The sequence below is a fragment of the Citrobacter sp. NCU1 genome (assembly GCF_010231475.1).
Taxonomy (GTDB): domain Bacteria; phylum Pseudomonadota; class Gammaproteobacteria; order Enterobacterales; family Enterobacteriaceae; genus Citrobacter_D.
This window is the reverse complement of the sequence record NZ_NRDO01000034.1, coordinates 178,028-203,032: the sequence shown is the minus strand read 5'-3', so window position 1 is coordinate 203,032 and position 25,005 is coordinate 178,028. Positions and strand designations below refer to the sequence as shown.

General features: G+C 52.4%; 23 protein-coding genes. 13 read left to right on the top strand and 10 right to left on the bottom strand.

What is annotated here, in order from left to right; genetic code table 11:
• The first annotated feature begins 1 nt into the window (after position 1).
• Positions 2-661, top strand: a complete 660-nt coding sequence (gene rluA, locus CJP72_RS10890; RefSeq protein ID WP_162380948.1) for a bifunctional tRNA pseudouridine(32) synthase/23S rRNA pseudouridine(746) synthase RluA — start codon at positions 2-4, stop codon at positions 659-661.
• Between the two features lie 93 nt (positions 662-754).
• Here the strand turns inward: rluA and djlA are convergent, their stop codons facing one another.
• Positions 755-1,567: a co-chaperone DjlA gene (djlA, locus tag CJP72_RS10885; RefSeq protein ID WP_162380946.1), complete on the bottom strand. Its 813-nt coding sequence runs from the start codon at positions 1,565-1,567 to the stop codon at positions 755-757.
• Positions 1,568-1,899: 332 nt separating this feature from the next.
• Here djlA and lptD point away from each other — a divergent pair, with 332 nt between their 5' ends.
• The 6 genes from lptD to apaH are packed head-to-tail and all read left to right on the top strand — an operon-like array spanning position 1,900 to position 8,658.
• Positions 1,900-4,272, top strand: a complete 2,373-nt coding sequence (lptD, locus tag CJP72_RS10880) for an LPS assembly protein LptD (protein WP_162380944.1) — start codon at positions 1,900-1,902, stop codon at positions 4,270-4,272.
• Positions 4,273-4,325: 53 nt separating this feature from the next.
• Positions 4,326-5,612, top strand: a complete 1,287-nt coding sequence (surA, locus tag CJP72_RS10875) for a peptidylprolyl isomerase SurA (protein WP_162380942.1) — start codon at positions 4,326-4,328, stop codon at positions 5,610-5,612.
• A complete protein-coding gene (gene pdxA, locus CJP72_RS10870; RefSeq protein WP_162380940.1) occupies positions 5,612-6,601 on the top strand; it encodes a 4-hydroxythreonine-4-phosphate dehydrogenase PdxA in 990 nt (329 codons plus the stop codon). The genes surA and pdxA overlap by 1 nt, the downstream gene beginning before the upstream one ends.
• A complete protein-coding gene (gene rsmA / locus CJP72_RS10865) occupies positions 6,598-7,419 on the top strand; it encodes a 16S rRNA (adenine(1518)-N(6)/adenine(1519)-N(6))-dimethyltransferase RsmA (RefSeq protein WP_162380938.1) in 822 nt (273 codons plus the stop codon). The genes pdxA and rsmA overlap by 4 nt, the downstream gene beginning before the upstream one ends.
• A gap of 2 nt (positions 7,420-7,421) precedes the next feature.
• Positions 7,422-7,799, top strand: a complete 378-nt coding sequence (gene apaG, locus CJP72_RS10860; RefSeq protein ID WP_162380936.1) for a Co2+/Mg2+ efflux protein ApaG — start codon at positions 7,422-7,424, stop codon at positions 7,797-7,799.
• 10 nt (positions 7,800-7,809) lie between these two features.
• Positions 7,810-8,658 (top strand): bis(5'-nucleosyl)-tetraphosphatase (symmetrical) ApaH, encoded by an 849-nt coding sequence (gene apaH, locus CJP72_RS10855; RefSeq protein WP_162380934.1) that lies wholly within the window; start codon positions 7,810-7,812, stop codon positions 8,656-8,658.
• Positions 8,659-8,751: 93 nt separating this feature from the next.
• On the opposite strand, the gene folA is transcribed toward apaH, so the two are convergent.
• From folA to CJP72_RS10815, 8 genes are all read right to left on the bottom strand, one after another.
• The gene (gene folA / locus CJP72_RS10850; RefSeq protein ID WP_162380932.1) at positions 8,752-9,231 is read right to left on the bottom strand and encodes a type 3 dihydrofolate reductase; all 480 of its coding nucleotides are present in this window, start codon (positions 9,229-9,231) and stop codon (positions 8,752-8,754) included.
• Positions 9,232-9,429: 198 nt separating this feature from the next.
• On the bottom strand, positions 9,430-11,292 hold the full coding sequence (kefC, locus tag CJP72_RS10845; protein WP_162380931.1) for a glutathione-regulated potassium-efflux system protein KefC: 1,863 nt from the start codon (positions 11,290-11,292) through the stop codon (positions 9,430-9,432).
• A complete protein-coding gene (gene kefF, locus CJP72_RS10840; RefSeq protein WP_162380929.1) occupies positions 11,285-11,815 on the bottom strand; it encodes a glutathione-regulated potassium-efflux system oxidoreductase KefF in 531 nt (176 codons plus the stop codon). Before kefF ends, kefC begins: the two co-directional genes overlap by 8 nt.
• Before the next feature lie 120 nt (positions 11,816-11,935).
• Positions 11,936-13,261, bottom strand: coding sequence for an MFS transporter (locus tag CJP72_RS10835; protein ID WP_162380927.1), 1,326 nt, complete (start codon positions 13,259-13,261; stop codon positions 11,936-11,938).
• A 118-nt stretch (positions 13,262-13,379) separates the two neighbouring features.
• Positions 13,380-13,667: a ferredoxin-like protein FixX gene (gene fixX, locus CJP72_RS10830; RefSeq protein ID WP_162380925.1), complete on the bottom strand. Its 288-nt coding sequence runs from the start codon at positions 13,665-13,667 to the stop codon at positions 13,380-13,382.
• Complete coding sequence (locus CJP72_RS10825; protein WP_162380923.1) at positions 13,664-14,950, bottom strand: FAD-dependent oxidoreductase; 1,287 nt, start codon at positions 14,948-14,950, stop codon at positions 13,664-13,666. Before CJP72_RS10825 ends, fixX begins: the two co-directional genes overlap by 4 nt.
• A 57-nt stretch (positions 14,951-15,007) precedes the next feature.
• Positions 15,008-15,949, bottom strand: a complete 942-nt coding sequence (locus CJP72_RS10820; RefSeq protein ID WP_162380922.1) for an electron transfer flavoprotein subunit alpha/FixB family protein — start codon at positions 15,947-15,949, stop codon at positions 15,008-15,010.
• Positions 15,950-15,960: 11 nt separating this feature from the next.
• Positions 15,961-16,734: an electron transfer flavoprotein FixA gene (locus tag CJP72_RS10815; protein ID WP_162380920.1), complete on the bottom strand. Its 774-nt coding sequence runs from the start codon at positions 16,732-16,734 to the stop codon at positions 15,961-15,963.
• Positions 16,735-17,215: 481 nt separating this feature from the next.
• Here CJP72_RS10815 and caiT point away from each other — a divergent pair, with 481 nt between their 5' ends.
• The 6 genes from caiT (at position 17,216) to caiE (ending at position 24,429) form a co-directional block, all read left to right on the top strand.
• On the top strand, positions 17,216-18,733 hold the full coding sequence (caiT, locus tag CJP72_RS10810; protein ID WP_162380918.1) for an L-carnitine/gamma-butyrobetaine antiporter: 1,518 nt from the start codon (positions 17,216-17,218) through the stop codon (positions 18,731-18,733).
• Positions 18,734-18,764: 31 nt separating this feature from the next.
• Entirely contained in the window at positions 18,765-19,907 is a 1,143-nt protein-coding gene (gene caiA, locus CJP72_RS10805; RefSeq protein WP_162380916.1) for a crotonobetainyl-CoA dehydrogenase, read from the top strand.
• An 83-nt stretch (positions 19,908-19,990) separates the two neighbouring features.
• Positions 19,991-21,208, top strand: a complete 1,218-nt coding sequence (gene caiB / locus CJP72_RS10800; protein ID WP_162380914.1) for an L-carnitine CoA-transferase — start codon at positions 19,991-19,993, stop codon at positions 21,206-21,208.
• 64 nt (positions 21,209-21,272) lie between these two features.
• A complete protein-coding gene (gene caiC / locus CJP72_RS10795) occupies positions 21,273-22,826 on the top strand; it encodes a crotonobetaine/carnitine-CoA ligase (protein WP_162380912.1) in 1,554 nt (517 codons plus the stop codon).
• Positions 22,827-22,943: 117 nt separating this feature from the next.
• Positions 22,944-23,729: a crotonobetainyl-CoA hydratase gene (caiD, locus tag CJP72_RS10790; RefSeq protein WP_162380910.1), complete on the top strand. Its 786-nt coding sequence runs from the start codon at positions 22,944-22,946 to the stop codon at positions 23,727-23,729.
• A gap of 103 nt (positions 23,730-23,832) precedes the next feature.
• Positions 23,833-24,429, top strand: coding sequence for a carnitine operon protein CaiE (gene caiE, locus CJP72_RS10785; RefSeq protein WP_162380908.1), 597 nt, complete (start codon positions 23,833-23,835; stop codon positions 24,427-24,429).
• Between the two features lie 101 nt (positions 24,430-24,530).
• On the opposite strand, the gene caiF is transcribed toward caiE, so the two are convergent.
• Complete coding sequence (gene caiF, locus CJP72_RS10780; protein WP_162380906.1) at positions 24,531-24,923, bottom strand: carnitine metabolism transcriptional regulator CaiF; 393 nt, start codon at positions 24,921-24,923, stop codon at positions 24,531-24,533.
• Positions 24,924-25,005 lie beyond the last annotated feature (82 nt).

Below are 25,005 nucleotides of genomic sequence, written 5' to 3'. Positions count from 1 at the left end.
AATGGGAATGGAAAACTACAATCCGCCGAAGGATCCCTGGCTGGTTATCCTGTATCAGGATGAGCACATTATGGTGGTCAACAAGCCGAGCGGCTTGTTGTCTGTGCCGGGACGTCAGGAAGAGCACAAAGACAGCGTAATGACGCGTATCCAACGCGACTACCCGCAGGCAGAGTCAGTGCATCGTCTTGATATGGCGACCAGCGGCGTGATTGTAGTGGCGCTCACAAAAGCGGCTGAACGTGAACTCAAACGCCAGTTTCGCGAGCGCGAGCCTAAAAAGCAGTATGTTGCGCGTGTCTGGGGCCATCCCGCCCCTGGCGAGGGGGTGGTCGATTTGCCCCTGATTTGTGACTGGCCGAACCGGCCAAAACAAAAAGTGTGTTATGAGACGGGAAAAACGGCGCAAACCGGGTATGAAGTGGTGGATTACGCGGCGGATAATACCGCCCGGGTCGTACTCAAACCGATTACCGGACGTTCTCATCAGCTACGCGTACACATGCTGGCGCTTGGACATCCTATTTTAGGCGACCGGTTTTATGCGTCTCCGGAAGCGTTGGCGATGGCACCGCGTTTATTGCTGCACGCCGAAATGCTCACCATTACGCATCCCGCGTACGGCAACAGCATGACCTTTAAAGCCCCGGCAGATTTTTAGCATAACCGTCTGATAACGCTACGCTTATCCGGCCTACAGAGTTCATGAACGTAGGCCGGATAAAACGCGTGGCGTCGCCATCCGGCAAAACAATCACTTAAAGCCTTTCTGCTCTTTGATCAACTCATACGCCTTTTGAATTTCCTGGGCTTTTTGCTTCGCCATCTCCATCATCTCCGGCGGCAGACCTTTCGCCACCAGTTTGTCAGGATGATGCTCGCTCATCAGCTTACGATAGGCTCGTTTGATCGTCGTCGCATCGTCGCCAGGTTTCACCCCGAGCACATTACAGGCATCTTCAAGCGTCGGCCCTCGCTGCGCCTGTTGCCATCCGCCACCAGATTGCTGCTGATATCCGCCGCCAAACTGCGCCCCGCCCTGCATCATGCGCAGAAACTGGTCAAACTGCGTGCGGGAAATCCCTAACTCTTCGGCGATGACATACAACACTTCCCGCTCGTTCGGATGCAAAGTGCCATCGGCAAACGCCGCCTGAATCTGAATCTCCAGAAACATGCGAATCAGATCGAATCGCCCAAAACAGACGCTACGAAACTGACGCATTTTTTCACGTAATGGGTAATTGTCTGATTTTCCGACGCGGAAGGCATGTTGCGCCGCCGTACGTGATTCACCGTGCAGATTCATCCGATCCATCAACTGACTGGCGATATGAATATCGGCTTCGGTGACGCGCCCTTTCGATTTGGTTAAGTGTCCCATGACTTCAAACGTCGTGGCAAAAAACAGCGCCTGACGCTCACGTTGGTTCGCAAACCACGCCATTTTACGGCTGCGGGCTTTGTCGAACATATGCCCGACCAGCAGGCCTAAAACCACGCCCCAGAAGCCTCCGCCCATCATTAGAGCCACGGCGACACCAATTATTTTTCCCCAGTATTGCATAGACTCCCCAAATCGTTACGCGGTCAGTGAGGCTATGTCCCACAATATAAGGTGCTTTTTCGGTAATGAACGCTACGGTCAATTGTGGGACATAGCCTATAATTTGCATTATCATACCTGTCATTCAATGCCGTGCCTAACACCACAGACGCTATATCCGTTGGATTTCGAGTTGCAACAAGGCAGTAACGTACTGCCCGAGAAGATGCAGCCAGAAAGACGGCGGGCATAAAACGGACAGGATTAACACTAGCGCAGTGAAGATGAGTACGTTAGTCTCTGACCGTTTGTCACGCGCAACGCTACCGATGATGGAACAATAAATACAACGTATGAAAAAACGTATTCCCACTCTTCTGGCCACCATGATTGCCAGCGCCCTTTATAGCCAGCAGGGCGCCGCAGCCGATCTCGCCTCACAGTGTTTGCTGGGCGTGCCGAGCTATAACCGTCCACTGGTGCAGGGCGAGACGAACGAGTTACCCGTGACCATTACTGCCGATCACGCCAAAGGGAACTACCCTGATGATGCTGTGTTTACCGGTAATGTGGATATTGCTCAGGGCAATAGCCGTCTTCTGGCTGATGAGGTGCAACTCCATCAGAAAGAAGCGCAAGGACTCCCCGAGCCTGTTCGTACTGTCGATGCGCTGGGTAACGTCCATTATGATGACAACCAGGTCATCCTGAAGGGGCCGAAAGGCTGGTCGAACCTGAATACCAAAGATACAAACGTTTGGGAAGGCGACTATCAGATGGTCGGTCGTCAGGGGCGCGGTAAAGCGGATCTGATGAAACAGCGTGGCGAAAACCGATATACCATCCTTGAAAACGGCAGCTTCACCTCCTGCTTACCCGGCGCGGATACCTGGAGCGTGGTAGGCAGTGAAGTTATCCATGACCGCGAAGAGCAGGTGGCGGAAATCTGGAATGCCCGTTTTAAAGTCGGTCCTGTTCCGGTCTTCTATAGCCCGTATTTGCAGTTGCCGGTAGGCGACAAACGCCGCTCAGGCTTCCTGATCCCGAATGCGCAGTACAGCAGTAATAACTATTTTGAGTTTTATCTGCCGTATTACTGGAACATCGCGCCCAATATGGACGCCACAATCACGCCACACTACATGCACCGCCGTGGCGGCATTATGTGGGAGAACGAATTCCGCTACCTCACCCATGCGGGCGCCGGTTTGATGGAGTTTGACTACCTGAACTCCGATGATGTCTACAGTGACGAACATCCTGACGATGACAACTCGCGCCGCTGGTTGTTCTACTGGCAACACGCAGGCGTCATGGACCAGGTGTGGCGTTTCAACGTCGACTACACCAAAGTCAGCGACTCACAATATTTCAATGACTTTGATAACAAGTACGGTTCCAGTACTGACGGCTACGCGACGCAGAAATTTAGCGTTGGCTATGCGGTAGAAAACTTTGACGCCACCGTGTCGACCAAACAATTCCAGGTCTTTAGCGATCAGAACACCAGTAGTTACTCGGCAGAACCCCAGTTAGACGTTAACCTCTATCAGAATGACGTCGGTCCTTTTGATATGCGTATCTATGGTCAGGCGGTGCATTTTGTGAACACCAAAGACGATCAGCCGGAAGCGACCCGTCTGCATCTGGAACCGACCATCAATTTACCGTTGTCGAATCAGTGGGGCAGTATCAATACGGAAGCCAAGTTGATGGCAACCCACTACCAGCAGACCAATCTGGATTCGTACAATAACAATCCAAAGAACTTGAATAAGCTGGATGAGTCTGCTGACCGCGTGATGCCGCAGTTCAAAGTCGACGGTAAGATGATTTTTGAACGCGACATGGCCACCTTCGCCCCTGGCTACACCCAGACGCTGGAGCCTCGTGCGCAGTATCTGTATGTGCCATTCCGTGACCAGAGCGGTATCTACAACTACGATTCATCTTTACTGCAGTCTGACTATTCTGGTCTGTTCCGCGACCGAACTTATGGCGGTCTGGACCGCATAGCTTCTGCAAACCAGGTCACGACCGGCGTCACATCTCGTGTATATGATAACGCCGCCGTTGAACGTTTTAACGTTTCAGTGGGTCAAATCTACTATTTCACGGAGTCTCGCACTGGCGATGACAACATCAAATGGGAGAATGATGACGAAACGGGCTCACTGGTCTGGGCGGGCGACACCTACTGGCGTATTTCCGAACGTTGGGGTTTACGCAGTGGGGTGCAATATGACACGCGTCTGGACAGCGTCGCCACCAGCAGCAGCAGCATTGAATACCGTCGGGATGAAAATCGCCTGGTACAGCTAAACTACCGATATGCCAGCCCGGAATATATTCAGGCAACATTGCCCAGAAATAGTGACGATACTCACTGGAACGCCCCGCAGTATCAAGACGGGATTAATCAGGTCGGTATGGTAGCAAGCTGGCCGATTGCTGACCGGTGGTCCATTGTTGGTGCCTACTACTATGACACCAATGTGAATAAAGCTGCCGACCAGATGCTCGCTCTACAGTATAACTCCTGCTGTTATGCGCTGCGCTTCGGGTACGAACGTAAGCTGAACGGTTGGGATAGTGACAAACAAGAGTCTGTCTATGACAACGTGATCGGCTTTAACATCGAGCTGCGTGGCCTGAGTTCCAATTATGGTCTTGGCACGCAAGAGATGCTGCGCTCGAACATTCTGCCGTACCAGAACTCTTTGTGATCTGATTGATTTACCACGTAATCCGCATTGCGGTTAATTGAAATGGAAAAAGTATGAAGAACTGGAAAACGCTGCTTCTCGGTATCGCCATGATCGCGAATACCAGTTTCGCTGCCCCACAGGTAGTCGATAAAGTTGCAGCCGTCGTCAATAACGGCGTCGTACTTGAAAGTGACGTCGATGGTTTAATGCAGTCAGTAAAACTCAACGCGGGTCAGGCGGGTCAACAGCTTCCGGATGACGCTACGCTGCGCCATCAGATCCTTGAACGTTTGATCATGGATCAGATCCTGCTGCAGATGGGCCAGAAAATGGGCATCAAAATCTCTGACGAGCAGTTGGATCAAGCCATCGCCAACATTGCCAAACAGAACAACATGACGACGGACCAGATGCGTAGCCGTCTGGCTTACGACGGTCTGAGCTACTCGACCTACCGTAGTCAGATCCGCAAAGAGATGATCATCACTGAAGTGCGTAACAACGAAGTACGCCGTCGTGTGACAATTTTACCGCAGGAAGTGGATGCGCTGGCCCAGCAGGTGGGTAAACAAAACGATGCCAGCACCGAGCTTAACCTGAGCCACATTCTGATTCCGCTGCCGGAAAACCCAACATCCGACCAGGTGAACGAAGCCGAAAGCCAGGCGCGTTCTGTCGTTGAGCAAGCGCAAAGCGGCGCTGATTTCGGCAAACTGGCCATCGCTCATTCTGCTGACCAACAGGCGCTGAATGGCGGCCAGATGGGCTGGGGCCGCATTCAGGAACTGCCGGGTATCTTCGCTCAGGCACTGAGCACAGCGAAAAAAGGCGATATCGTCGGCCCGATTCGTTCAGGTGTCGGTTTCCATATTCTGAAAGTGAACGACATGCGTGGTCAAAGCCAGAACATTTCGGTGACTGAAGTTCATGCCCGTCATATTCTGCTGAAACCGTCGCCGATCATGACCGATCAGCAGGCACGCCTGAAACTGGAAGAGATCGCTGCGAACATCAAGAGTGGCAAAACCACGTTTGCCGCCGCAGCGAAAGAGTTCTCTCAGGATCCGGGTTCTGCCAACCAGGGTGGCGATTTAGGCTGGGCTGCGGCTGACATTTTCGACCCTGCCTTCCGCGACGCACTGACCCAACTGAATAAAGGCCAGATGAGCGCTCCAGTGCACTCTTCCTTTGGCTGGCATTTGATCGAACTGTTGGACACGCGTAACGTCGATAAAACCGACGCGGCCCAGAAAGACAGAGCCTATCGCATGCTGATGAACCGTAAATTCTCGGAAGAAGCAGCGACCTGGATGCAGGAACAGCGCGCCAGCGCATACGTTAAAATTCTGAGCAATTAATGACAAGGGCTCAACGTGTTGTCATCACTCCCGGCGAACCCGCCGGGATTGGTCCGGACCTGGTTGTCCAGCTTGCACAGCGTGAGTGGCCGGTAGAACTTGTCGTCTGTGCTGATGCCACACTATTAACAGACCGGGCAGCCATGCTCGGTTTACCGCTCACACTACGCCCTTATTCTCCCCACTCTCCGGCCAGACCTCAATCAGCCGGCACGCTGACCATCTTGCCTGTCGCGCTGCGCGCATCTGTCTCTGCGGGTCAATTGGCAGTTGAAAATGGGCAGTATGTGGTAGATACGCTGGCTCGCGCCTGCGATGGCTGTCTGCAGGGCGAATTTGCGGCACTGATTACCGGCCCGGTTCACAAAGGCATCATTAATGATGCTGGCGTGCCATTTACCGGACACACTGAGTTTTTAGAAGAGCGCTCACAGGCGAAGAAAGTGGTCATGATGCTGGCAACCGAAGAACTTCGTGTTGCGTTGGTCACCACGCATTTGCCGCTCAGAGCCGTTGCTGATGCCATTACGCCCGCCCTGTTGCGAGAGGTGATCGGCATTTTGCATCACGACCTGCGCCTGAAATTTGGCCTGGCCGATCCGCATATTCTGGTGTGTGGGCTGAATCCGCATGCTGGAGAGGGCGGTCACATGGGTACGGAAGAGGTCGACACAATCATTCCGGTGCTGGATACGTTGCGCGCGCAGGGCATGCATTTAAGCGGTCCACTGCCTGCCGATACGCTCTTTCAGCCTAAATACCTCGAAAATGCCGATGCGGTGCTGGCAATGTACCACGATCAGGGGCTTCCCGTGCTAAAATACCAGGGCTTTGGGCGTGGCGTGAATATCACGTTGGGCCTACCCTTTATTCGCACATCTGTTGATCACGGCACCGCGCTTGAACTCGCGGGTCGTGGGCAAGCAGACGTCGGCAGTTTTATTACGGCGCTTAATCTCGCCATCAAAATGATTGTTAATACTCAATGAATAATCGAGTCCATCAGGGCCACTTAGCCCGTAAACGCTTCGGGCAAAACTTTCTCAACGATCAATTTGTGATCGACAGTATCGTCTCTGCTATCAACCCGCAGAAGGGTCAGGCCATGGTCGAAATCGGTCCTGGACTGGCAGCGCTGACGGAGCCGGTAGGCGAACGCCTGGATCAACTCACGGTTATCGAACTTGACCGCGATCTGGCTGCACGTTTGCAAACACACCCGTTCCTGGGGCCAAAGCTGACGATTTATCAGCAAGATGCCATGACCATGAATTTTGGCGAGCTTTCCGAAAAAATGGGACAGCCGCTGCGTGTGTTTGGCAACTTGCCCTACAACATCTCCACACCGTTGATGTTCCATCTCTTTAGCTATACTGATGCCATTGCTGACATGCACTTTATGCTGCAAAAAGAGGTTGTGAACCGTCTGGTTGCAGGACCCAACAGTAAAGCGTATGGTCGATTAACCGTCATGGCGCAGTATTACTGTCAGGTGATCCCGGTTCTTGAAGTGCCGCCATCGGCCTTCACGCCGCCACCTAAAGTGGATTCTGCCGTCGTACGTCTGGTACCGCATACTACGATGCCGCATCCGGTCAAAGATGTCCGCGTACTGAGCCGTATTACTACCGAAGCCTTTAACCAGCGTCGCAAAACGATTCGTAACAGCCTCGGTAATGTGTTTAGCGTTGAGTTGCTGATCGAACTGGGCGTTGATCCGGCAATGCGGGCAGAAAATATTTCTGTCGCGCAATACTGCAAGATGGCGAACTATCTGTCAGAGAACCCGCCGTCGAAGGAGAGTTAAGCATGATCAATTCGCCCCGAGTGTGTATTCAGGTACAAAGCGTCTATATTGAGGCGCAGTCCACACCTGATGATGAACGTTACGTCTTTGCGTATACCGTTACCATCCGCAATTTGGGGCGAGCGCCAGTACAGCTGTTAGGTCGCTACTGGCTGATTACCAATGGTCATGGCCGTGAAACTGAAGTACAGGGTGAGGGTGTGGTTGGCGTACAGCCGCACATCGCGCCTGGTGAAGAATATCAGTATACCAGCGGTGCCGTTATTGAAACGCCGCTGGGCACCATGCAGGGTCATTACGAAATGATCGACGAAAATGGCGTGGCCTTTACGATCGATATCCCCGTATTCCGACTCGCTGTTCCTACACTCATTCATTAAAACTAGAGCGATGGCAACATACCTCATCGGCGACGTTCACGGTTGCTACGACGAACTGGTCGCATTGTTAGAACAAGTAGAATTTACCCCAGGGAATGACACCTTATGGTTGACGGGCGATCTGGTCGCCCGTGGTCCAGGTTCTCTGGATGTACTGCGCTACGTTAAATCACTGGGTGACAGCGTTCGCTTAGTACTGGGCAATCACGACCTTCATTTACTGGCCGTATTTGCTGGCATCAGTCGCAATAAACCCAAAGACCGGCTTACTCCGCTTCTCGAAGCGCCAGATGCAGACGAACTGCTCAATTGGTTGCGCCGTCAGCCGCTCTTACAGGTTGATGAAGAGAAGAAACTGGTCATGGCCCACGCGGGCATTACGCCGCAGTGGGATCTAAAAACAGCCAAAGAGTGCGCGCGCGATGTCGAAGCGGTGTTATCCAGCGACTCTTACCCTTTCTTTCTGGACTCGATGTACGGCGATATGCCAAACAACTGGACACCCGAATTAACGGGGCTGGCGCGACTGCGTTTTATCACCAACGCATTTACCCGCATGCGCTACTGTTTTCCGAATGGCCAACTGGACATGTACAGCAAAGAGTCACCAGAAAACGCGCCGGCACCGCTGAAACCCTGGTTTGCCATTCCGGGACCGGTTAGCGAAGCGTACAGCATTGCGTTCGGACACTGGGCCTCACTGGAAGGAAGAGGAACGCCAGAGGGAATCTACGGGCTGGATACGGGTTGCTGCTGGGGCGGAGACCTAACCTGCCTGCGTTGGGAAGATAAAAAATATTTTGTGCAGCCGTCAAACCGCCACCGAAACCGTGGTGAACACGAGGCAGTCGCGTCGTAATCGCGCGACAGGAATACAGGCCGGATGACGACGCTGCCGCGTCATCATCCGCACGATGTACCTGATATTCTGATAGCGGGTCGCTTATCCGTCTTACCGGCGTTCCAGAACCTCAAAGCAGTAGCTGTGCGAGTTCTGCTCATCGGCGTCGTGAAACTCACTGAATACCGATTCCCAGTCATCAGGCTCGTAGTCCGGGAAATGCGTGTCCCCTTCAACTTCGGCATCAATATGCGTCAGATACAGCTTCTGCGCTTTCGGCAGGAACTGCTCGTAAACGCGGCCACCGCCAATCACCATAATCTCTGGCGCATCACCACAGGCTGCCACCGCGTCGTCAACAGAGGTCACCCACTGCACACGATCATCGGTACCAGGCTGGCTGCTGATAACGATATTCTTACGTCCTGGCAACGGTCGACCGATGGATTCCCAGGTGTGACGTCCCATAATGACAGGCTTGTTTAACGTGTTACGTTTAAACCAGGCGAGATCGGCAGGCAGGTTCCACGGCATGGCGTTTTCCATGCCAATAACGCGATCTACCGCTAACGCCGCAATCAGACTGATCATTGAATAATTCCCGGATGCAAAAAAATTGTCGCCACTATACGGAAAGCGCAATCTTTCGTCGACTGGCGGAAAGAAGATGAGCACGAAAATTTTTCGTTCTGCTGGCGACCCCACTCATTTAAAGTGGAATGCCAGCCTTACAATAGTTCAAAAACCATCAATTAGCAGTAAAGTTTGCAGTACATCACATTTCTTACCTTATACTGACGGTTTCACTTCCGGCTCATCGGTAACGTCGCCCGTATGTTTACCTTCATCCGTGCCTTGCCAGCCATGGCGTTGAATTAAGGACAAATGTTCGCGATCTTCGGTGATGATTTCACTCAGCATCGCGCTGGTGCGTTTGTACACGGCCGCGCGGGCAGTCGCGTCATTTTCCCCCATTGCCATCTCTTCGACCATTTGCGTATTGAAACGACGGAACAGATCCGCGCGTTCACGCGCTTCATAACGGCCTAGCCCTAAACTTTCCAGCGCCAGACGCCCGGTCTTTAACGCGCCTTCAAAGGTTTCACGTTCAGGCATCTCCACCCCGGCCTGCCGTAAACGAATGTAGTGATCGACATCACGGGCTCGGGCAATAATTTGCAGACCGGGGAAATGGGTCTTCACCATTTCAGTCAGCTCAAGACTGGTTTGCGGATCGTCAATGGCATTAATTAACACTTCGGCTTTTGCCGCCCCCGCAGATTCCAGCAAATCCATACGCGTCGCATCGCCGTAAAACACCTTCATACCAAATTTACGCAGCGTCTCAATATGGTCAGGGTCGTGATCGAGAACGACCATTTTCACACCGCTCGACAACAACAAACGGCCGGTTATTTGACCAAAGCGACCAAACCCGGCGATGATCACGCGCGGTTGTTCTTCATCAATTTCATCAGCTTCACGTTCTTCATCGGCCGCAGATTTTTCCATCCGGGTCAGAAGCACCAGCAAAATCGGCGTCGCCGCCATAGAGAGAGCAACCGCCAGCGTCAGCGCTTTCGCCCATTCAGGATCCAGCACATTCGCCATCTGCGCGGCGCCAAACACCACAAACGCAAATTCACTCCCCTGCCCTAATAATACGGCAAACCAGCGACGTTGTTTGTTCGGAACCTGCAACGGTCTGGCAATCAGCCACAGCATGCCCATTTTAATAACCAGGAAACCCACCAGCAAAATGACGATACGCAGCGGGTTATCAATCAGCGTGCCAAAATCAATCGACATGCCGACGCCAATGAAAAACAGCCCCAGCAATAGCCCTTTAAACGGCTCAATATCACTTTCCAGCGCGTGTCGGTATTCTGAGCTCGCCAGCAGCACACCCGCCAGAAACGCGCCCATCGCCATTGAGAGTCCCACCTCTTCCAGCAATAAACCAAAGCCGAAAACAAGGAACAGCGCCACGGCGCTGAAGACCTCCCGCAGACCTGAGCGAGCCACAAAACGCAGTGCCGGACGCGTAACATAGCGCCCCAGCAACACCACCAGCACCAGGGCACCCGCGACTTTTAATGCAGAAAGCGCAAACGCCCCCAGGGTCGTGGCAGCACCGCTGGCCGCCAGCAAGGGGATCATCGCGACCAGTGGGATCGCCGCGATATCCTGGAACAGCAACACCGCAAAGGCGCTACGCCCCATTTGCGAAACCGTCAAATTACGTTCGTTCATCGCCTGCATGGCGATGGCCGTTGAAGAGAGCGCCAGCGTCATGCCAATCAGTTCGGCGACCTGCCAGCGCAGACCGAGAAACATACAGAACAGCCCAATCAGGCCGCCACAGACCACCATCTGCAACGCGCCGCCACCAAATACCGATGCGCGCAGTTTCCACAAACGCTGCGGATCCAGCTCAAGACCGATAACAAACAGCATCAGCACTACGCCAATCTCAGCAAAATGCAGGATAGATTCGGCGTCGGTCACCAGGCGTAATCCCCACGGGCCGATAATGCATCCGGCGATGAGATACCCCAGTACCGATCCTAAGCCAAGCCGCACGGCAATCGGCACAATCAACGCCGCGGAACCCAGGTAAATTAGCGCCTGTATTAGCGTGTGGCTATCCATTGTGCGCCTCCTGCCATTCCATCAACCGCTGCTTATAGTGACGCGCCTGCGCCTGTAGCGTTTCGTCATCGCAAATAAAGGTGCAATGCATAGCAAACGGCGGCAGCCAGGTCAGCCCGCAGTAAATTGCCGTGGCCTGCAAAGGCTGAGAAAGCACGTCAAAACCCGGGTGTGAGCCAATATCAAAGTGGCTTTCGCCGCCGCCCGTGGTAACGGCCCACATCAGGTGTTTATCGCGAAGCGCGGTTCCTCCGTGCCCATAAGCCCAACCGTGAGAAAGGACTTTATCCATCCAGAGTTTTAATAAGGGGGGAACGCTATACCACTGCATCGGATGTTGCCAGATAACCAGATCTGCGCGGGATAACGCTTCCTGCTCTGCAGCGATATCGATATTGAAGTCAGGATAGAGTTGGTAAAGAGAGCGAATTTCTACCCCGTCCAGCGTCCTTGCCTGTTCGAGCATCCGCTTATTCGCATGCGAATGGTGCGGATAGGGATGCGCGTAAATGATAAGAATCATGATTAGCCTGTTATTTTGCGACACTCTTTTACCACAGAGTGTAGTCAGTTATTCACCAGGCTTATAGTCAATATTCTTGAGCGGTCAGGATGAGAATTCTGAACAAGAGGTTCCGGCAACCTATGGCTTACCGCGTATTTTCATATTCCCTGCCTGCATCAGCGTCAGGCCACGCGTTTCCGGGGCAAAGATGACGGAGACAACCAGACCTATCAGCGAGATCAATGCTCCAATCAGCATTACGTTATTAATTCCGTAGCGGGTGATAAAAATCGGTAACGCCCAGGTGGAGACTACCGTCCCAATACGGCTGAGCGACATGATAACACCGACCGCAGAAGCGCGAATGTCAGTGGGAAACAGTTCGTTGGGGTAAAGCCATTGCAAAATACCCGGTCCACCGGAGAAAAACGCATATACCGCAAATGCCACCACCACCAGACCAATCCCTAAATTGGAGATAAACCCAAGCAGCGCCAGGGCGAACGTCATCATCGCAAAGCTGCCGATAAGCAACGGGCGACGACCAATGCTGTTGAGCCAGAACATAGCCGGAACACAGCCCAGCATAAAGAAGAGGCTGATCACCACATTACCTAATGCCGCACTCCGGCCCTGCTCCCAGCCGAGCAGGCCAACGATCTGTGGACCAAAGGTATAGATGGCAAACATCGGGATCACCTGACAAGTCCAGATGACCGCAACGAAGAGCACAAACGGAAAGTGGCGGCGGTTAAACAACTGCAGGAAGCGGGTTTCCTTCGGCGGTTCATCATCAAAACAGACCGGTTCGCCAAACAGTTTGATCATCATCTGCTGGCACTCTTCCACCCGCCCTTTTCGTAGCAGCCAACGTGGGGATTCCGGGAGATCAAAACGGCCAATCAGAATTATCAGGCAGGGAATGGCCGCACTGCCAAGCATCCAACGCCAGCCGCCTTCAACCTCGTATAAGCAATAACCAACCAGGTTGGCGCAGGTCGCGCCCACATACCACATGGCGGCAATAAAACCGATGGAGAACGCCCGCTGGCGTGTGTTGGAAAACTCAGTGATCATCGAGGTGGCAATAGGATAATCGGCACCGATCACAATCCCTATCAACACGCGCATGATGAGCAGTTCAAACGGTGTAGAAACAAACATCGTCGCTACCGATATCACCCCAATGGCGACGATATCGATAAGGAACATTTTGCGGCGTCCGACCTTGTCGCAAATATAGCCAAACAGCGAAGTACCGACAAACAGCCCTGCCAGCGTCGCGGCGCCGAGCATCCCGATCCACTCGGCGTTCAGGCCCAGTGTCGGCGTCAATTGCTCCAGCGCCACGCCAATGATGACGAGCACATACCCATCCAGAAAGGGTCCACCGCTTCCCCACAGCATGATGCGGCGGTGAATGGATGAGAATTTGATGTCGTCAAAATTCCTTGGCTGCTGCATGGCGATTTCCTGTTTCATCGGCAACGTTGCCGGATGGCGACGCAAAACGTCTAATCCGGGCAACAGATCTACATATTTTAGTAGGCCGGATGCGCGCCAGCGTCATCCGGCATCGGGTTTAGCCGTAACGAAACTCCACGCCAAAGGTGCCGCGCGGGTATTCCCACTTTTCCAGCGCCGTCCCCAAACCGAGGATCCGGCAGGTACCACATTCAAGGCACCCTGCATAATCAAAACGCACGCTACCGTCATCCTGTTTTTTATACAGTCCCGCAGGGCAGGCTTTAATCAGGACTTCCAGCGCCTGTTTATCGGGGTCAGTTTTCAGAATGATATGTGGATTCTCTTCATCCACATTGAATTTATTAACGCCCAGTTTGACGTCTACGTTGACGGAAGAAGTCATAATGCGGTTACTCCTTTAATGCCGTCCTTCATCAGGTTGATAAAGCCGACTTTCTTAGCGTGGCGAAGGATTTTTTTACGCATCGGCACTGGCGCACTACCATCAATGGTGAAGAGATCGCGCGCAATGCCGACCACCATTTCGGGGTATTGCGTAAACATGCGCGGATTGTCGAGGAACGCAGGTAAACGCTGGTACATTCGCATATCACGCATCGGACCGTTGTCCAGATGCTGATGGTATTCCGCCAGGCCCTGCTTACTGAAATCGTTGTTACGCATGGCAGAAAGTACTGTTTTCGCGGCGGCTTCACCTGCCGACACCGCCAGATCCATACCGCGAATGGTAAAGCCCAGGTTCATGCACATTCCGGCGGCATCACCGGCAATCAACACGCCATCACCCACCAGCTCAGGCTGCATGTTCATTCCTGCTTCAGGAACAACGTGCGCGGCGTATTCGACCATCTTGCCGCCAGCAATGAGCGGCGCGACTGCCGGGTGTTGTTTAAAGTCTTCCAGCATTTGTGGAACCGATTTTTTGGCGTCTTTCAGATGATGAAGCCCGCACACCAGTCCCAGAGAAATGGTGGTTTCATTGGTATAGAGGAAACCGCCGCCCATCAGGCCATCGGTTGGCGATCCGGCAAACAAACAGGCGGCCCCTTCGTTGCCCTGCAACTGGAAGCGATCTTCAATCACCGATTTGGGTAATTCGATAAGCTCCTTCACCCCGACCGCAACATGTTCTGCTTCAACACGTTTTGCCATACCCAACTGTTCCGCCAACAGCGAATTCACCCCGTCAGCAAGGATCACAACCTTCGCTTCGAGAATATCGCCATCGGCCTCAACACCCACCACTTTCCCGTCGCGCTTAACGACGTTATCGACGCGGATGCCAGTGATCAATTGCGCGCCCGCTTCTTCCGCTTGTTCCATCAGCCAGGCGTCAAATTTACTGCGCAGGACGGAATAAGAAACTTGTGAAGGCGCGGCGTCTTCACCGTTGAAATAATCCACCGTCATCGCCCCTTTATCCGTCATAAAGGCGAGTTTTTCGTGGGTAATCACACGTTCGACGGGGGCCTGTTCAGCAAACCCAGGGAGAATGCGTTCAAGACTATGGGCATAAATACGCCCACCGGTGACATTCTTCGCACCTGCAGAATTGCCGCGCTCGATAACTAACACCTGTGCCCCTTCACGGGCGAGCACCAGCGCTGCAACCGAACCGGCCAGCCCTGCTCCCACGATGATGGCATCAAAGATATCTTCGGACATAAGAACTCCAGATTAACCTGTCGATGGCAGGGCCGGGATCCGGCCCTGCCCGGTGGATCAGCGTGCTAACGCGCTGGTGAGCGCTGGCAGGATCTTCATGACGTCGCCGACAATGCCGTAATCAGCGTATTGGAATATCGGGGCATTTTTATCTTTGTTAATCGCACAAATGGTTTGTGAGCCGTTCGCTCCCACCATGTGCTGAATTTGCCCAGAAATCCCGACCGCCAGGTACAGGTCAGGTTTAAGCATCAGGTTGGAGATCCCGACATAACGTTCGTGCTCCATCCACTTTTCGTTTTCCGCCACTGGGCGAGAGCACGCCAGCTCCGCGCCAATGGCTTCGCACAGCGCGACCGCCAGAGAAATATTCTCTTTGCTGCCGATGCCGCGACCAACGCTGACCACCAGCCGTGCTTTGTCGAGATCAACACTGTTGCTTTGACGCGCCAGCGTTGCGGTGCGAGTTACCGCAATCTCAGGCGACTGCCACTGTACAACCTGCGCAGTCCCACTCAGAGAGCTATCCTGAGCCGCTGCATCAAACGTCCCGCTGCTGAGTGTGATAACGGCAAATGGCGAAGCGATCGTCTCTTCACCAATGGCCAGACCGCCATAGACCATGTGCTTAACGGCCGCATGACCGTCTTTTTGCTCTACCGCACTCGCGTCGTTAGAGACGGCAGCCGACAAACGAAACCCCAGCTTTGCCGCCAGCAGTTTGCCGCGACGGGTATTAGGCAGCAGTACCACTCCCGCCTCGCTTTGCTGACGAATGGTTTGCACCATCACGTCGGCGTAATCTTCCATCATGCGGTCATCGGGCTTACCGCTCAGTTGCCAGACCTGATTCGCACCAGACTGAAACGCCGTCACGCCGTCAGTATCGTTAAGCACAAACGCATTAATCTGTTCACCTAAAGCCTGTGCGCCACCCATCAGTTCCGGCAGGCGAGAAGGGGTATCGCTGAATACCCAGACACTGGAAAACTTGCTCATAACATCCCCTTTTAACGAATAATTTTGCGCAGATGATCGGCAAACGCGGCGATCTGTTCTTCACCATCGCCTTCAATGACGATGCGCTGACGTTCGCGCTGTTTCGGCGCAGCAACCTGTTGAGCGGAATACGCTTCAACCGCATTGAATCCAATATCCGCTGACGACCAGACTTGAACCGGTTTTTTGGCCGCGCCAAGAATGGCTTTCATGGACGGAATCTGCGGAGAGTTAATGTCGGTAGAAACGGCCACCACCGCAGGAAGGGGAATGCTCAGGGTTTCGATTTCATCTTCCAGCTCACGTTCCACCGTGAGGGTGTTATCCGCCAGCGAGAGGATCTTGCTGACGCCATTAATAGCAGGGATCTGCAGCGTTTCGCCCACAAGCAGACTCACCTGCTGTGCATAAAGGTCTGAAGAACCGTCGCCACAAATAATCAGGTCAAAACCGGATTTTTTCGCGGCTGCAGCCAGTGCGGCTGCGGTATGCTGCGGTAATGCATGTTCAAACTGGTCGTCAATCACCACGATCAGTTCATCAGGACCACGCGAGAGCACGTCTTTGCGCCCTTTTGCGTTAGTCAGCGCTTTGCCGCCCACGCTCAGCGCAATCACCTGCGCCTCGCCAGTCTGTTGTTTTAACTGAACAGCGGCTTCGATCGCATTCAGATCATATTGGCTAATTTTGCCATCCGCTTTGCTGAGATCTAATGATCCATCAGCATTATTAATCACAATATCCTGTTCATCAGGTACGCACTTGTAGCAAGTAATTATCTTCATTGCATCTCCAGAAATCATGAAGGAAACGTCGTTCATATCGGCAGTGTTAAATATACAGATACCACGCTCTTTAATTCTGAAATAGAACATTAATCACCAATATTGAAAATGTCACACACTGATATTTTCAACCTTCAATAAGGTTAAGCCCCTCACTAATATTGAAACCAGACGTCAAAACGAAGAACTTTCAATATTGTTTTGTTGATCACCAATATTGAATGCCAGAGGGTTAAGAAAGTAAAAAAATTACTCATAACACATTGAATTAAAATGAAAAATAAACAAATTATCGTCAAAAAATGCCCGACATAAAACTGTGATGCTGGTAACGGCACACCGGGAAACGAATACCCATTATGAAGTACTTTCCAACGCGTTCCTGAGGTTAATAAATCATTAAATTATTATTACAAAAAACAAACAATAAATAACATCCGGGAATACAAAATAAATTCTGTTTTGACACTGGAATTAACTCATGAAAAATGAAAAGAAAAAGTCTGGAATTGAACCAAAGGTTTTTTTTCCGCCATTAATAATTGTTGGAATACTATGTTGGCTTACCGTTCGCGATCTGGATGCGGCAAATGTCGTTATTAACGCCGTATTTAGTTACGTCACAAATGTCTGGGGTTGGGCATTCGAATGGTACATGATCGTCATGCTTTTTGGTTGGTGCTGGTTGGTTTTCGGCCCCTACGCCAAAAAGAAATTAGGCGATGAAGCACCTGAATTCAGCACTCCCAGCTGGATTTTTATGATGTTTGCCTCCTGTACCTCAGCCGCCGTCTTGTTCTGGGGTTCGATTGAGATTTACTACTACATCTCGACACCACCGTTTGCCCTTGCGCCTAATTCCACGGGTGCGAAAGAACTGGGTCTGGCATACAGCCTGTTCCACTGGGGACCGTTACCGTGGGCAACCTATAGCTTCCTCTCCGTCGCATTCGCTTACTTCTTCTTTGTTCGTAAGATGGATGTGATTCGTCCCAGCTCAACGCTGGTGCCGCTGGTCGGAGAGAAACACGCAAAAGGTTTATTCGGGACCATCGTCGATAACTTCTATCTGGTGGCGCTGATCTTTGCGATGGGTACCAGTCTGGGGCTGGCGACGCCGCTGGTCACCGAGTGTATGCAGTGGTTGTTTGGCATCCCTCATACGCTGCAACTGGACGCCATCATCATCACCTGCTGGATCATCCTGAATGCGATTTGCGTCGCCTGCGGCCTGCAAAAAGGGGTGAAGATCGCCAGTGATATTCGCAGCTATTTGAGCTTCCTGATGCTGGGCTGGGTGTTTATTGTCTGCGGCGCCAGCTTCGTCATGAACTACTTCACTGATTCCGTCGGCATGTTGCTGATGTATCTCCCACGTATGCTGTTCTATACCGACGCCATCGGCAAAGGCGGCTTCCCGCAAGGCTGGACAGTCTTCTACTGGGCATGGTGGGTTATTTATGCCATCCAGATGAGTATCTTCCTCGCCCGTATTTCCCGTGGACGTACCGTACGTGAATTGTGCTTCGGCATGGTGCTTGGTTTGACCGCATCCACCTGGATCCTGTGGACCGTTCTCGGCAGTAACACCCTGCTGCTGATGGACAAAAACATTGTCAACATTCCGCAGTTGATCGAACAACACGGTGTGGCTCGCGCCATCATCGAAACCTGGGCCGCGCTGCCGCTCAGTACCGCCACCATGTGGGGATTCTTCATCCTCTGCTTTATCGCCACCGTAACACTGATTAACGCCTGTTCTTACACCCTGGCAATGTCAACCTGCCGCGAAGTACGCGACGGCGAAGAACCGCCACTGCTGGTTCGCATCGGTTGGTCAGTGCTGGTTGGCGTGATCGGTATTGTGCTACTGGCGCTTGGTGGGCTGAAACCGATTCAAACCGCCATTATCGCCGGCGGCTGTCCGTTGTTCTTCGTCAATATCATGGTGACGCTGTCCTTTATTAAAGACGCCAAAGTGCACTGGAAAGACAAGTAACTTTAACCCCAATATATCAAGAGGTTGGAAGATGGATTTTAATTTAAATGACGAGCAAGAACTGTTTGTCGCCGGTATTCGTGAACTGATGGCCAGTGAAAACTGGGAAGCGTATTTTGCCGAGTGCGATCGCGACAGCGTCTATCCAGAACGTTTTGTAAAAGCACTGGCGGATATGGGCATTGATAGCCTGCTTATCCCGGAAGAACACGGTGGACTGGAAGCCGGTTTTGTCACCGTCGCGGCGGTCTGGATGGAACTGGGACGCCTGGGCGCACCAACGTACGTTCTGTACCAGCTTCCTGGCGGGTTTAACACCTTCCTGCGTGAAGGTACCCAGGAACAGATCGATAAGATCATGGCTTTCCAGGGGACCGGGAAGCAAATGTGGAACTCTGCTATCACAGAACCGGGAGCGGGATCTGATGTTGGTAGTTTAAAAACCACTTATACACGCAAAAATGGTAAGGTTTATCTTAACGGCAGTAAGTGCTTTATCACCAGTAGCGCCTATACCCCTTACGTCGTGGTAATGGCACGAGACGCCGCCTCTCCGGACAAACCAGTTTATACCGAATGGTGTGTCGATATGAGCAAAGCGGGCATTAAAGTTAACAAACTTGAAAAGCTCGGTCTGCGCATGGACAGCTGCTGCGAAATCAACTTTGACGACGTCGAACTGGACGAGAAAGACATGTTCGGTCGTGAAGGTAATGGCTTTAACCGCGTAAAAGAAGAGTTCGACCACGAACGTTTCCTGGTGGCCTTAACCAACTACGGCACCGCGATGTGCGCCTTCGAAGACGCTGCGCGCTATGCGAATCAGCGCGTGCAGTTTGGCGAAACTATCGGTCGCTTCCAGTTGATTCAGGAAAAATTCGCTCACATGGCGATTAAATTAAACTCCATGAAAAACATGCTGTTGGAAGCAGCATGGAAGAGCGATAACGGCACCATTACTTCCGGTGATGCCGCAATGTGTAAGTACTTCTGCGCCAACGCTGCGTTTGAAGTTGTGGACAGTGCTATGCAGGTGTTGGGTGGCGTGGGGATTGCGGGCAACCACCGTATCACGCGTTTCTGGCGTGACCTGCGCGTTGACCGCGTTTCCGGCGGCTCTGACGAAATGCAGATCCTGACGCTGGGTCGTGCAGTACTGAAACAGTACCGATAGAACGGCACAACCTGTAGGCCGGATGGCGGCGCGAGCGCCTTATCCGGCCTACATGGACACCCATAAATGCCAGGAGAAAAATTATGAATCATTTACCGATGCCCACTTTTGGGCCACTGACCGGGTTGAGGGTTGTCTTCTCCGGGATTGAAATCGCCGGACCGTTCGCCGGGCAAATGTTTGCCGAGTGGGGCGCTGAAGTCATCTGGATTGAAAACGTGGCCTGGGCCGATACGATCCGCGTTCAGCCCAACTATCCGCAACTTTCGCGTCGCAATCTGCACGCGCTTTCCCTGAACATTTTCAAAGATGAAGGCCGGGAAGCGTTTCTTAAACTCATGGAAACCACCGATATCTTCATCGAAGCCAGTAAAGGCCCGGCATTTGCCCGCCGAGGGATCACCGATGAAGTGCTCTGGGAGCATAACCCGAAGCTGGTCATCGCCCATCTTTCCGGTTTTGGCCAATACGGCACCGAGGAGTACACCAACCTCCCGGCGTATAACACCATCGCCCAGGCATTCAGCGGCTATCTGATTCAAAACGGTGATGTTGATCAACCGATGCCAGCCTTCCCTTACACGGCGGACTATTTTTCTGGTATGACCGCAACCACCTCGGCGCTGGCGGCACTGCACAGGGTACGTGAAACCGGTAAAGGCGAAAGTATTGATATCGCGATGTACGAAGTCATGCTGCGCATGGGGCAGTACTTCATGATGGATCACTTCAACGGCGGCGAAATTTGCCCGCGAATGACCAAAGGCAAAGACCCCTACTACGCCGGGTGTGGACTCTATAAATGTGCGGACGGCTATATCGTCATGGAGCTGGTCGGCATTACCCAAATTAACGAATGCTTTAAAGATATTGGCCTCGCGCACATTCTGGGGACGCCAGAAGTCCCGGAAGGCACTCAGCTGATTCACCGCGTCGAGTGTCCGTACGGACCTTTAGTGGAAGAAAAACTGGATGCATGGCTGGCAACGCACACCATCGCCGAGGTACAGGCACGTTTTGCCGAGTTGAATATCGCCTGTGCAAAAGTACTGACAATCCCGGAACTGGAAGGCAACCCGCAATATGTTGCCCGTGAATCCATCACACAGTGGCAAACAATCGACGGCCGTACCTGTAAAGGGCCAAACGTGATGCCGAAATTCAAAAACAACCCTGGGAAAATCTGGCGAGGCATGCCTTCACACGGCATGGATACCGCCGCTATTCTTAAAAATATCGGTTATAGCGAAGCAGACATTAATGAGCTGGTCGGCAAAGGTCTGGCCAAAGTTGAGAACTAAACGCGGTCGCGCTGACTGGCTTTGCCAGTTAGCGCCATCACGGTGATTAGCGGATAGAGGTGCAATGGATATCGTTGGCGGACAAAACTTACGTCAGATGTGGGACGACCTTGCGGACGTCTATGATGATAAAATGGCGCTCATTTTCGAGTCCAGCGAAGGCGTCGTACAGCAATTCAGCTATGCCTCGCTGAACGAGGAAATCAACCGTACAGCAAACCTGTTTCATACGTTAGGTATTCGAAAAGGCGATAAGGTTGCACTCCATCTGGATAACTGTCCGGAATTTATCTTTTGCTGGTTCGGACTGGCAAAAATGGGGGCTGTCATGGTGCCCATTAATGCCCGATTGCTGCGTGAAGAAAGCACCTGGATTTTGCAAAGTAGCCAGGCGCAGCTGTTAGTCACCAGCAGCCAGTTCTATCCGATGTACCAACAAATTCAGCAGGATGACGACAATCCGCTGACACGTATTTGCCTTATTGGACAGGACATTCCCGCGGTAGATGGTCTTATCAACTTCACTCAGTTGAGACAGCAGCAATCCACCACGCTTCAGTATGCCCCACCACTGAGTACGGACGATACTGCCGAAATTCTGTTCACCTCTGGCACGACGTCACGCCCTAAAGGGGTGGTCATCACCCACTATAATTTACGCTTCGCAGGTTACTACTCTTCCTGGCAGTGCGCGTTGCGCGAGGATGATATCTACCTGACGGTCATGCCTGCTTTTCATATCGACTGTCAATGTACGGCGGCAATGGCCGCGTTCTCAGCGGGCAGTACCTTTGTATTGCTTGAGAAATACAGCGCCCGCGCGTTTTGGGAACAGGTAAGAAAATACCGTGCCACCGTCACCGAATGTATCCCGATGATGATCCGAACGCTGATGGTGCAACCCGAATCGCCACAAGACCGGCAGCATCATCTGCGCGAAGTGATGTTCTACCTCAACTTGTCGGTACAGGAAAAGGATGACTTTATTGCGCGCTTCGGCGTCCGGCTGCTGACTTCCTACGGAATGACGGAAACCATTGTCGGGATCATTGGCGACAGACCGGGAGACAAACGACGCTGGCCCTCTATCGGGCGAGTCGGTTTTTGCTACGAAGCCGAAATTCGTGATGAGAACAACCGCCCTCTTCCCCCGGGTGAGACAGGTGAAATCTGTATCAAAGGCATCCCGGGGAAAACCATTTTCAAAGAGTATTACGACCGCCCGGATGCGACCGCAAAAGCGCTGGAGCCAGAGGGCTGGTTGCATACCGGTGACTCCGGCTACAGAGATGAAGAAGGCTTTTTCTATTTTGTCGACCGACGCTGCAACATGATCAAACGCGGAGGGGAAAACGTCTCCTGCGTTGAGCTGGAAAATATTATTTCCGCACACCCGAAAATTCAGGACATCGTTGTCGTTGGGATTAAAGATTCTATTCGCGATGAAGCCATTAAAGCCTTTGTGGTACTGAATGAAGGCGAAACGTTAAGCGAAGATGAATTTTTCAGTTTTTGCGAATTGAATATGGCGAAATTTAAAGTTCCCTCGTTTATGGAGATACGAACTGATTTGCCACGAAATTGTTCAGGAAAAATAATCAAAAAAAATCTGAAATAACGCACACGGTGGGAAAATAACCCGCCAGGAACAAATATCACGACCAAATGGATGCAGCGCTCTTGCAGGATCTGTGCTGCCTCTGTGACGGAATAAAAATAATTAAGGAGAGAAAATATGAGTGAATCATTACATCTGACCCGCAACGGCTCCATTCTGGAAATTACCCTGGACAGGCCAAAAGCGAATGCCATCGACGCCAAAACCAGCTTCGAAATGGGCGAAGTTTTTCTCCAGTTCCGTGACGATCCAGAGCTGCGCGTGGCCATTATTACCGGCGGCGGAGAAAAATTCTTTTCGGCCGGTTGGGACCTGAAAGCCGCCGCGGAAGGTGAAGCGCCAGACGCAGATTTTGGTCCTGGCGGATTCGCGGGTTTAACCGAAATCTTTGACCTCGACAAACCGGTCATTGCTGCCGTTAACGGCTATGCGTTTGGCGGCGGTTTTGAGCTGGCGCTGGCGGCTGACTTTATTGTCTGCGCAGAAAACGCCAGCTTCGCCTTGCCAGAAGCCAAACTGGGGATCGTGCCGGACAGCGGCGGCGTACTGCGTCTGCCTAAACTGCTGCCGCCTGCCATCGTCAATGAAATGGTAATGACCGGTCGACGCATGGACGCTGAAGAAGCACTGCGTTGGGGGATCGTAAACCGCGTCGTCGATCAGTCTGCACTCATGGACAGCGCCCGAGAACTGGCGCAACAGCTGGTAGACAGCGCACCGCTGGCCATCGCCGCGCTCAAAGAAATTTACCGCGCCACCAGCGAAATGCCGGTTGAAGAAGGCTATCGCCACATCCGCAGCGGCGCGCTAAAACATTACCCTGCCGTACTGCATTCCGAAGATGCCGTCGAAGGACCACTGGCGTTTGCAGAAAAACGCGACCCGGTCTGGAAAGGGCGTTAATGCCCGATGGCGCTGACGCTGATCAGGCCTGGGAAGTGTGCTGTTTCTCAGGCCTGATAAGGTATTTACGCCGCCATCCGGCAAAAAACAGAAAGGAATATTAATGAGCTATTACGCCTTTGAAGGCCTGATTCCGGTGGTTCACCCAGAGGCGTATGTCCATCCCAGCGCCGTGCTTATTGGCGATGTGATTGTCGGGGCCGGGGTATATATCGGCCCCCACGCTTCGCTGCGCGGAGATTATGGCCGTCTGATCCTTGAAGCAGGCGCCAATCTCCAGGATGGCTGCATTATGCATGGCTATTGCGACACCGACACCATTGTGCATGAGAATGGGCATATTGGGCACGGCGCGATTCTGCACGGTTGCATTGTGGGGCGGGACGCGCTGGTCGGCATGAACAGCGTCATCATGGACGGTGCCGTTATTGGTGAAGAGAGCATCGTCGCCGCAATGAGTTTTGTGAAAGCAGGATTCCCAGGTGCTCCCCGCCAGCTACTGGTGGGCAGCCCCGCGCGCTTTCTCCGTCCAGTGACGGACGACGAGTTGCACTGGAAGCGGCTCAATACAAAAGAATATCAGGATCTCGCCGTCCGCTGTCGGGCCGCGCTCCATGAAACACAACCGTTAACCGAGGTTGAAGCAAACCGGCCGCGACTGAAAGGCACAACGGAGGTGAAACCAAAATCGGAAATGTAAATCATGCTGGATTGGCCAGCACGTCTGCGGTCGTGCAGAAAGGGGAATGTGTTTGTCGGATAAGGCGTTTCACAACGCCCTCCGACAAACAGGTCATACTCTTAACGACGCATGCTTTTAGAGAGCATCATCTGCCATTTTTGTTCGCGATTGAGTTCCCTGGGCGGTACAGACATACAAGAGCGGCTCACCGGACTTACCACTTTTTTCTGTGTACTGATACCCAGTCGGATATAGAGCGAAGCATCAATATTATTGACACGCACCAGTCGCTGACATTGACACCCCCGCCCCTCAAGCTGGTTTGGAATTGTCTTGGTTTCACAGGATATTTCCCCAACCTCAGAGAGAATATAAGAAACCGTATTAATCGCTTTGCAATGGTCCATATCAAAATGCGTAGCTATCTCTTTGGCGCTAACCCAACGATTTTGCGCCATCACCCAATCAGCAATTAACAAATAAAGTGGTTTTTCAACATATTCTTCACACATAGGCACACCATTTTCACTAATTAAAATTCTTACTCAGGCTCTGTCGGCACGAATTAAAAACAATGCCATTAGCCATATTAAA